The organism is Falsiroseomonas sp. RANM36 (assembly GCF_056682175.1).
The window spans coordinates 161088-169862 of the sequence record NZ_JBWXTD010000001.1; the positions used below are offsets into that span (position 1 = coordinate 161088).

The 8775-nt window shown below is 70.6% G+C and carries 8 protein-coding genes; 2 read left to right on the forward strand and 6 right to left on the reverse strand.

Annotation, left to right across the window (positions count from 1 at the left end; all coding sequences use genetic code 11):
* Positions 1–142: 142 nt before the first annotated feature.
* Both AC1MIR_RS00810 and AC1MIR_RS00815 read right to left on the reverse strand, forming a co-directional pair.
* Positions 143–811, reverse strand: coding sequence for a PEP-CTERM sorting domain-containing protein (locus tag AC1MIR_RS00810; protein WP_480026288.1), 669 nt, complete (start codon positions 809–811; stop codon positions 143–145).
* 357 nt (positions 812–1168) lie between these two features.
* Positions 1169–1321 (reverse strand): lipid A-modifier LpxR family protein, encoded by a 153-nt coding sequence (locus AC1MIR_RS00815; protein WP_480026289.1) that lies wholly within the window; start codon positions 1319–1321, stop codon positions 1169–1171.
* A gap of 312 nt (positions 1322–1633) precedes the next feature.
* Here AC1MIR_RS00815 and AC1MIR_RS00820 point away from each other — a divergent pair, with 312 nt between their 5' ends.
* A complete protein-coding gene (locus AC1MIR_RS00820) occupies positions 1634–2551 on the forward strand; it encodes a PEP-CTERM sorting domain-containing protein (protein WP_480026290.1) in 918 nt (305 codons plus the stop codon).
* 199 nt (positions 2552–2750) lie between these two features.
* Positions 2751–5210 (forward strand): AAA domain-containing protein, encoded by a 2460-nt coding sequence (locus tag AC1MIR_RS00825; protein WP_480026291.1) that lies wholly within the window; start codon positions 2751–2753, stop codon positions 5208–5210.
* 10 nt (positions 5211–5220) lie between these two features.
* On the opposite strand, the gene AC1MIR_RS00830 is transcribed toward AC1MIR_RS00825, so the two are convergent.
* From AC1MIR_RS00830 to AC1MIR_RS00845, 4 genes are all read right to left on the reverse strand, one after another.
* Positions 5221–6552: a TRAP transporter large permease gene (locus AC1MIR_RS00830; protein WP_480026292.1), complete on the reverse strand. Its 1332-nt coding sequence runs from the start codon at positions 6550–6552 to the stop codon at positions 5221–5223.
* Between the two features lie 2 nt (positions 6553–6554).
* Positions 6555–7094 (reverse strand): TRAP transporter small permease, encoded by a 540-nt coding sequence (locus AC1MIR_RS00835; protein ID WP_480026293.1) that lies wholly within the window; start codon positions 7092–7094, stop codon positions 6555–6557.
* 195 nt (positions 7095–7289) lie between these two features.
* The gene (locus AC1MIR_RS00840) at positions 7290–8276 is read right to left on the reverse strand and encodes a TRAP transporter substrate-binding protein (protein WP_480026294.1); all 987 of its coding nucleotides are present in this window, start codon (positions 8274–8276) and stop codon (positions 7290–7292) included.
* Between the two features lie 79 nt (positions 8277–8355).
* Complete coding sequence (locus tag AC1MIR_RS00845) at positions 8356–8619, reverse strand: hypothetical protein (RefSeq protein ID WP_480026295.1); 264 nt, start codon at positions 8617–8619, stop codon at positions 8356–8358.
* Positions 8620–8775 lie beyond the last annotated feature (156 nt).

The window sequence follows — 8775 nt, forward strand, 5'->3', positions numbered from 1 at the left end:
GGGGGGGGGGGGCCCCGCGGGGGGCTTGGGGCGGGCGGGGGGGGGGGGCGGGCGGCGGCGGCCCTGCTGCTGCTCCGCCGCGGACGGCCCGCGGCGGTGGGCGGGGCAGCCCTTGGCCGGCCGCCCCGCCCGGTCGGACCCGTCAGGCCCGCGGGCGCCGGCGGCGCGTCGCCGCGGCCATGCCCATCAGCCCCATGCCGAGCAGGGCGAGCGAGGCGGGTTCCGGCACGTCCACGATGCCGCCCGAGGAGACGGTCGAGGAGGAGAAGGTCGTCGAGCCGTTGCCCTGCACCGTCAGCGTGTAGGTCGCCGGGGTCGGGTCGTAGACGACGCCGCCGATGGTCGCGCGCAGCGTGCCGGCGCCATCGATCGTCAGGCTTGTAAGGCCGATGGGATCGCGCATGATCCCGGTTATGGAGCCGAGGTCGAAGACGACCGAATCGGCGCCCTGGACCAGGGTGTAGAAATTCGCGATCGCCAGCGGGGCCGGCGGCCCGACCAGCGGGATCGCGCCTTCGGCGATGTCCTGGATCGTGCCGGTTGCGCCCGCGATCGGTGCCAGGTCGCCGCCGGCAGCCAGGGCGATCAGCGAGTTGTTGACGAAGTCGATGCCCGTGGCGTCGCTGGCATTGGTGCCGGGCGCGGCCGTGCTCGGCAGCAGGTCTGCCACCGTGCCGACATTGTTGACCTCGCTGAAGGCGGCAAGGAATGCCGCGCTCGCATCCCGCGGCGCAAGCGCCAGGCCGGTGCCGACCACGAGCGCCGCCGCCGCTGCGACGCTGCGCGGGATATTCGCGATCCTTCGATCCATCTGGTCTCTCCATTGATCCATGGTGGTAAGGAAAATTCCCTCCACCACCGGAAGGACACCCAAGCGCCATGCCGCTCGCCAGCTGGCCCGTGGGGCGAGACCATCGGTTGAAGTCCTTTTATTACAGAGGTCTGCATGGCGTCGGCAGACTTGACATCCACCACCTGACTGCATCGTCGCGCCTGAAGCTTGCCGCAGGCGCGAAATGTAACGCAGCCTTGTGCGAGCAAAGATCGTATAAAGTATGTTCCATGCATCTCAGATCGCCCGATGGCTGAGGCCTCACCCATGGCGATGGTGCGATGCCGAACCCATGGCCCGGACTGTCAAATCCACCGACAGGGCGGCGACAGGCCGTCAGAAGCGGAACGCCACGCTCAGCGAGCCGAACTGCGACACCTCGCGCTGGGTGGCGAATTCCTCGGAGCGCACCGTGTAGGTCGCGATCAGCCGCGCCCAGCGCGTGAAGAGCACGGCGCCGATGCTGGCATCGCCCACCAGCGGCAGCATAGGTGTTCCCGTTGCCCAGGCTGCCCCGCCAGGGTCGGCACGATCCGCCGCAGCATGCCGGCGGCGGCGGCGCGGCGCCGTTCGGATGCGGCGGGGCGACCATGCCGGGCGCTGGCCAGTGCTGCCCGGCCACCAGATGGGCGGCCGGTCGCGATGTCGGAAACCTTTACAGTGCGCCGCGGGAAAGGTTTCGCATGCCCCTAAGTCGTTGTTCTAATGTTGCGCAAGGGTGACGGCACGGGGCGCCGCAAACACTGGGCGAACCAGCGTCATTGCCGGGAACGGAGCAGCACCTGTTTCGGAGGGCATGACATGAAGAAAGCGCTAGGTCTTGCCGCGGCCGCAGGCCTCGCCCTGCTGGCGTTGTCGCCGATCACGGCAAGGGCGGACACCATAAGCACCATCTGGGGCAATCAGGCCGGTCCCGGTAATCTCATTCAGTGGAACAAGACGACCGGCGCCACGATCAGCAACTTCACGCCCAACTATGGCAATGGCCGCGGCATCGTCAAAGTTGGCAACGTCCTCTACACGACCGTCGCCAACAGCAACAACGTCTACCGGACGGACGCCACCACGGGCGCGCCGCTGGGCGTAGCCTTCTCGGTGGCAGGCGCTTCGGGACTGCAGGCCATTTCCTTCGATGGCACCAATTTCTGGGTGGGCGACTATTCTGGCACCAACAATGCCTACCTCTATTCGCCGACCGGGATGTTGTTGCGCACGCTGCAACTATCCGAGTCGGTGGGCTTCTATGACGGCCTCGAATACTTCAACGGCAAGCTGATCGCCAACGAGTTCGATGGCGGCTTCCAGGGCCCGAATCGCTACAGCGTCTATGACGCCATCACGGGCGCATTGCTGCAGAAGGACTTCATCAACACCGGCAATGCGCCGGCCGGCAACCAGAATGGAACCGGCATCGCGTTCGACGGAACGAACTTCTACGTCGCGGACATCTTCCACAATGCCCTGACGATCTGGAACGGCACGACGGGTGCCTACATCGGCGTGTTGTCGGTCAGCGGGTCCCCCCAGAACGAGGATCTTTCGATCGATTTCGCACAGCGTCCCGATACCTGCGGTGGTCCCGGACAGCCACCGTGCACGGGCACACCGGTGCCGGAACCCGGATCCTTCACCTTGCTGGGCATGGGGCTGCTCGGCCTCGGCGCAGCGATCCGCCGTCGTCGCGACGCGAGCAAGATCCCATCACGTGGCATCACCTGACCGGGTGCCTTGCTCGGGAACGTGACGCGTCGAGAGCAGCATCAGTCCGATCGGCGGACCCGCGGGGCGGGTCCCTCGATCGGACGCTGCCGGTGTAGCCCTGGCGGCACGCGCATCCAGGGCAGGCGCAACGGCCAACGGGCGCGGCAGCAGCAGCGCATCGCGCCCGGCGGCGGATGCCGGGTTCAGCAGGTCATGCGTGTTGTTCTGCACCTGCCCGCCGCGCGCGCGCGGCCCCCCCCCCCCCCCCCCCCCGCACGGGGGGGCGGGAGCCGTTGGAGCTTGGGAGGAGCTTCGGGCGGCGACGGGGCTCGATGTGCGGATCGCCTTTGGCCAGGACGATCCCCCCTTCCCCGACATCGCCGCGCGGCTTGGCGATTGGGCGGCGGCGCCGGAAGGGTTGCCGCTCTGGCTCGGCTGGCAGCGCGCGGTGGAACGCGCGGGCGCTTCGCTGGCGCCGATCGCGGAGCGGCTGGCGGATGGACGCCTGGCGCCAGAGAAGGCGGAGCAGGACTTCGCCTTCGCGCTCGACGAGGCGCTGCTGAAATCGGCGATGCGGGCGCGGCCCGAACTCGCCACCTTCGATGGCGCGGAGTTCGACCGGCTCGCGGCGGATTTCGCGGAAGCGGACAAGGCCCGCATCGAGCTGACGCGGCGCGAGGCGGCGTGGACGCATGCGCAGGCGCTGGCACGCGTGCGCGCAGGTCTGCCGGGCTACGAGATCCTGAAGGGCGAGTTCGAGAAGAAGCGCGGGCACCTGCCGGTGCGCACGCTGCTGGAGCGCGCGGGGCCGGCGATCCAGGCGGCGAAGCCGATCTTCATGATGTCGCCGCTCTCCGTCGCGCAGTTCCTGGCGCCGCCGCACGGGTTGCGCCCTGCCCTCACCTTCGACCTGCTGGTGATGGACGAGGCATCGCAGATCGAGCCGGTGGATGCGCTCGGCGCCATCGCGCGGTGCCGGCAGGTGGTGGTGGTGGGCGACGACAAGCAGATGCCGCCCACGCGCTTCTTCCAGCGCATGACCAGCGAGGATGACGGCGCGGAGGACGACTTCGCCGAAGGCCCCGTCGCGGCGCGGGAGGTGGAGAGCATCCTCGGCCTGGCGAATGCGCGCGGCGTGCCCAACGTGATGCTGCGCTGGCACTACCGCAGCCGGCACGAGAGCCTCATCGCCACATCGAACGCGGAATTCTACGAGGGGCGGCTGATGGTGCTGCCCTCGCCGCGCGCGCGATCCGCGAAGCTGGGCCTGTCGCTGCTGAAGGTGGATGGCCAGTGGGAGCAGGGCGCCGGTGTCAACCGTATCGAGGCGGAGGCGGTGGCGCGCGCGGTGATGGCGCATGCGAAGGAGACGCCGGGCGATACGCTCGGCGTCGCGGCCTTCTCGATCAAGCAGCGCGACGCGATCCTGGACGAAGTCGAGAAGCTGCGCCGCGAGGAACCCGATCTCGAAAAATTCTTCGGCGCGCATGAGGACGAGCCGTTCTTCGTGAAGAACCTGGAGAACGTGCAGGGCGACGAGCGCGACGCGATCCTGATCAGCGTCGGCTATGCGCGCGGCCCGGACGGCAAGCTCGCGATGCGCTTCGGGCCGCTTTCGGCCGATGGCGGGGAGCGGCGGCTCAATGTCCTGATCACGCGGGCGAAGAAGCGCACCGTGGTGTTCAGCGGGCTGACGGCCGAGGACATCGACCTCGACCGCGCGAGCGGCCGCGGCGTCGCGGCGCTCAAGGCCTTCCTGCGCTTCGCGGCTGCGGGCGACATGCGCAGCGCCGCGGGCGCGGAGGCGGCGGCGCCGCTGGCCCGCGTCATCGCGCGGGAGATCGCGGCGGCCGGCAAGGAGGCGGTGGCGCGTATCGGCATCTCCGGCCTCTATCTCGACGTGGCGGCGAAGGAGGGCGCGGATTTCGTGCTGGGCGTGGAGGCGGATGCGGGCGACTGGGCCAGCGTGCGCGCCGCGCGCGACCGCGAGCGCGGGCGGCCCGGTGCGCTCGGCATGATGGGGTGGAAGCTGCACCGCGCTTGGTCGCTCGCCTGGCTGCAGCGGCCGGAGGCGGAGCGCGCGAAACTGCGCGCGGCGCTCGGCGTGGCGCCGGCGGGCGGGGCGACGGCGGCGCCGGTCGCGCCGAGCCCCGATCCGGGCCTGGCGCAGCCCTATGCGGAGGCGACGGAGGCGGTGCCGAAGGACGCCGCGATCCCGCAGGTGCCCTTCGCGACGCTGTCGGAGATCGTCGCGGCGATCATCCGCGCCGAGCAGCCGGTGCATGCGGACGCGATCGCGGAACGCGCGCGCATCCTGTGGGGCAAGGACGCGCTGGATGCGGCGGATCGCGCCGCGCTGCAGCAGGCGCTGCGCCTGGCGGGACAGTTGCAGGGGGTCTCCGAGCGGAACGGATTCTGGAGCGCGGAGGAGGCGCCGCCCCCCGCCCCGCGCGACCGGCGCGAAGCCGCGCCGCATCTGCGCCGCGCGGCGATGGTCGCCCCCGCCGAGATCGAGGCCGCCTGCCGCGCGCTGCTCGGCGCGATGGCGGTCGCGACCGAGGAGGAGATGGCGGCGGGCGTGGTGCGCCTGCTCGGGCTGGAGGCGAATGCCGTGCCCGCGGTGGCGGCGCGGGTCGCGGCGCTGGTGGGCGCGGGCGCGGTCACGCTGCGCGCGTGACCGACCGCCATCAGGCGCCGAACATGGTGTTCGGCAGGAAGGTGACGAGGCCGGGGAAGATCGTCACCAGCGCCACCGCGATCAGCATCAGGCAGAAGAAGGGCAGCGTGTTGCGCGTGACCGTCAGGATGTCGCGCCCGGTCAGCCCTTGCAGCACGAACAGGTTGAACCCGACCGGCGGGGTGATCTGCGCGAGTTCCACCACCAGCACGATGAAGATGCCGAACCAGATGAGGTCGAAGCCGGTCGCCGCGATGATCGGCAGCACGACGGAGGCGGTCAGCACGATCATGCTGATGCCGTCGATGAAGCAGCCGAGCACGAGGTAGATCAGCGTCAGCACCAGGATGATGGTGAAGGGCGAGAAACCCTGCGCGCCGACCCAGGCCGCCATCGCCGCGGGAATGCCGGAATAGGCCATCGCCTTGGTCAGGAAGGCGGCGCCCGCCAGGATCAGGTTGATCATGCAGGAGGTGCGGACCGCGCCCATCAGGCTGGCGGTGAAGCTGTTCCAGGTGAGCGTGCCGCCGAAGGCCGAGAGCGCGAGCGCGCCGATCACGCCGAACACCGCGGCTTCCGTCGCGGTGGCCCAGCCGAAATAGATGCTGCCCATCACGAAACCGATCAGCAGCACCACCGGGATCAGCTGGCCGGAGGCGCGCAGCTTCTCGCGCAGCGGCATGGGCGGGTCGGCGGGCGGGGTCAGCTTCGGGTTCAGCAGCGACCAGATCGCGATGTAGCCGCTGAACAGCGCCATCAGCATGAGCCCGGGCACGATGCCGGCGATGAACAGCCGCACGATCGAGACCTCGGCCGCGACGCCATAGACGATCATGACGATGGAGGGCGGGATCAGCAGGCCGAGCGTGCCGGCGCCGGCCAGCGAGCCGATCGCCATCGGCTCGTGGTAGCCGCGCTGCAGAAGGGCGGGCAGCGACATCTTGCCGACGGTCGCCGAGGTGGCGGCGCTGCTGCCGGACACGGCGGCGAAGATGCCGCAGCCGATCACGTTCACATGCATCAGCCGCCCCGGCAGGCGCTGCACCCAGGGTGCGAGGCCACGGAACATGTCGTCGCTGAGCTTTGTGCGGAACAGGATCTCGCCCATCCAGATGAAGAGCGGAAGCGCGGCGAGCGTCCAGGAGGCAAGCGAGCCCCAGACGGCGCTGCCCAACACCTTCTCGGCCGGGAAGGTGGCCATGCCCGGCATGAGCATGGGCAGCACGACGACGCCGACGAGGCCGGTGGCGAGCAGGCCGAGCCCGATCCAGACCCCGAGGGCGAGGATGGCGAAGAGCGCGCCGAGCAGCAGCAGCCCGGCCTCGGTCTGGGCGAGGTCCATGGCTACAGCTCCTCCATCGCGCGCTGCACCGCGGAGACCTCGGCCGCCTTGCGGTAGGAGGGCGAGCCGCCGGCGAGAAGCACCGCGAGGTCGTCGCAGAGCGCCACCGCGAACAGCGCGCAGCCCGCGGCGCAGGCGGCCTGCGGATACCACAGCAGCCACGGCACGGTGCCCTGCGCGACGTCCTCGAACTGCCAGGAATCGAAGGCGAGGTCGCCCATCGCGAAGGCGAGGAAGGCGGCCAGGCCGGCGGAGAGCGTGAGCGCCACCGCCTCCATCGCGAAGCGCAGCCCGCCCTTCACGTTGCCGATGATCAGGTCCACGCGGATATGGGCGCCGTGGCGGAAGGCATAGGCCAGCGGCAGCAGGGCGGAGGCGGCGACGGCGAAGGCGGTGAGGTCGTCCGCGCCGTCGAACACCCAGCCGAACTGCCGGCCGATCACCTGGGCTGCGATGATGCTGCCGATCGCGGCCAGCGACACGCCCCCGGCGATGCCGCCGAGAAGATAGAGCAGGTCGAGCCCGCGTCGCAGCACGGCCATCTCAGGCAGGGGCGCGCGCGGCGCGCCGGCAGGTCGTCATGCGGCGGGGCTCCGCTGTGTCAGGGGATCAATGCGCGAGACCGCGCCCGCGCGAAACCCCGCGCGGGCGGCCGGCGGCGCGCTTCGCGACCATCCTGCCCATGGCGGCGGCAGGCGCCGGGGCGCAGTGCCGCAACCACGCGCAGGACAGCCGGGTCAGCGGCGATAGGCCTCGATCAGCGCCTTGCCGTCGGCACCGGCCTTGGCGACCCATTCCTCGGTCATCTGCGTGCTGATGCGGCGCAGCCCGGCGAGGAATTCCTCGGTCGGCGGCAGCACCTGCATCCCCCGTTGGCCGAGCGTCGCCTCGGTGGTGCGCTGCGCCTCGGCGCTCAGCTCGTAGCCGCGGACCTCGGCGCGGGCGGCTGCGGCACGGATCTCCTGCTGCAGCGCGGGCGGCAGCGTCTCCATCGCGCGGCGGGAGACCATGACGGCGTTCTTCGTCATGGAGAAGCCGAGCGGCGTGAAGACCTTGGCGTAGTCCCAGGCGGCGGTGTCCACGCCGGTCGCGGCCGAGGTGATCTGCGCCTGCACCACGCCGGTGGCGAAGGCCTGGGCGAGCTCGGCCTGCTGCACCAGCGTGGGCTGCGCCCCGACCAGGGCGGCGAAGCGGTTGGTCGCCGGGCTGAAGGTGCGGAAGCGCAGGCCGCGCAGGCCTTCGATGGTGGTGATCGGCTGCTGCGCATAGAGCCCGGCCGGCGGCCAGGGCACCATGTAGAGCAGGCTCATCCCCTGCCGCGCCAGGCGCTGCTCGATGAAGGGGCGCTGCAGGTCGGAGAGCTTCTTCGCCTCGGCATGGTTGGTGACGAGCTGCGGGATGCTGTCCGCCTCGAACATCGGGTCTTCGTTGGCGTAGGCGGCGAGCAGGATCTCGCCCATCTGGACCTGGCCGGTCTGCACGCCGCGCTTGATCTGCGGCATCGGCAGCAGCGAGGCGCCGGAATGCAGCTGCACGGCCAGCCGGCCGCCGGAGGCGGCCTGGATCTCCTCGACGAAGGTCTTGATGTTGCGGGTGTGGAAGTTACCGTCCGGATAGGGTGTCGCCATCTGCCAGCGGGTCGCCTGCGCGGCGGCCTCGCGCGTGACGAGGGGCGCCGCGAGGGCGGCGCCGGTGGTGGCGAGAAGGTGGCGGCGGCTCAGCATATGGTTCGATCCCCCTTTGGATGCCTCTCCTGGGGGAAGAACATCGCCGCCGCGCGCGGCGGGGGCAAGGGGGCCCCGGCTACAGGGGGTACGCCGCGGGATCCACGCCGGCCTGCTCGAGGAATTTCCGCATCTCGCCGACCTCGTCCTTCGAGAGGCTGTGGCGGCTGTCGTGGAAGCCGTGGGTGTGGCCGTTGAGCGTGACCTTGATCTGCCCATGGCCGCCATGGCCGATCTCGGCGCCGAGATCCTCGAACACCGCAAGCACGTGCTTGGGGTCGATGTTGGAGCTGACCGGATGCGCGAAGAGGGCGTGCAGCACCTTGCGATGGCGGTGGTTCATGCTGGCGGGATCCGTCCGTGTTGCCGGCGCAGCGTTCCATGGCGGGCCGGCGCCGTCCTTGATGCGGATCAACGCGCCCGCCGCGGAGCGGCGGAGGGAGCGGGCCGCGGGGCGGCGGAGGGGGCGGGCCCCGGGGCGGCGGCGGGATCGGGGCCC

What these genes read in the sequence shown, in the direction of transcription:
- AC1MIR_RS00810 (WP_480026288.1), bottom strand. Translation starts at nt 811, where the DNA reads ATGGATCGAAGGATCGCGAATATCCCGCGCAGCGTCGCAGCGGCGGCG.
- AC1MIR_RS00815 (WP_480026289.1), bottom strand. Translation starts at nt 1,321, where the DNA reads ATGCTGCCGCTGGTGGGCGATGCCAGCATCGGCGCCGTGCTCTTCACG.
- AC1MIR_RS00820 (WP_480026290.1), top strand. Translation starts at nt 1,634, where the DNA reads ATGAAGAAAGCGCTAGGTCTTGCCGCGGCCGCAGGCCTCGCCCTGCTG.
- AC1MIR_RS00830 (WP_480026292.1), bottom strand. Translation starts at nt 6,552, where the DNA reads ATGGACCTCGCCCAGACCGAGGCCGGGCTGCTGCTGCTCGGCGCGCTC.
- AC1MIR_RS00835 (WP_480026293.1), bottom strand. Translation starts at nt 7,094, where the DNA reads ATGGCCGTGCTGCGACGCGGGCTCGACCTGCTCTATCTTCTCGGCGGC.
- AC1MIR_RS00840 (WP_480026294.1), bottom strand. Translation starts at nt 8,276, where the DNA reads ATGCTGAGCCGCCGCCACCTTCTCGCCACCACCGGCGCCGCCCTCGCG.
- AC1MIR_RS00845 (WP_480026295.1), bottom strand. Translation starts at nt 8,619, where the DNA reads ATGAACCACCGCCATCGCAAGGTGCTGCACGCCCTCTTCGCGCATCCG.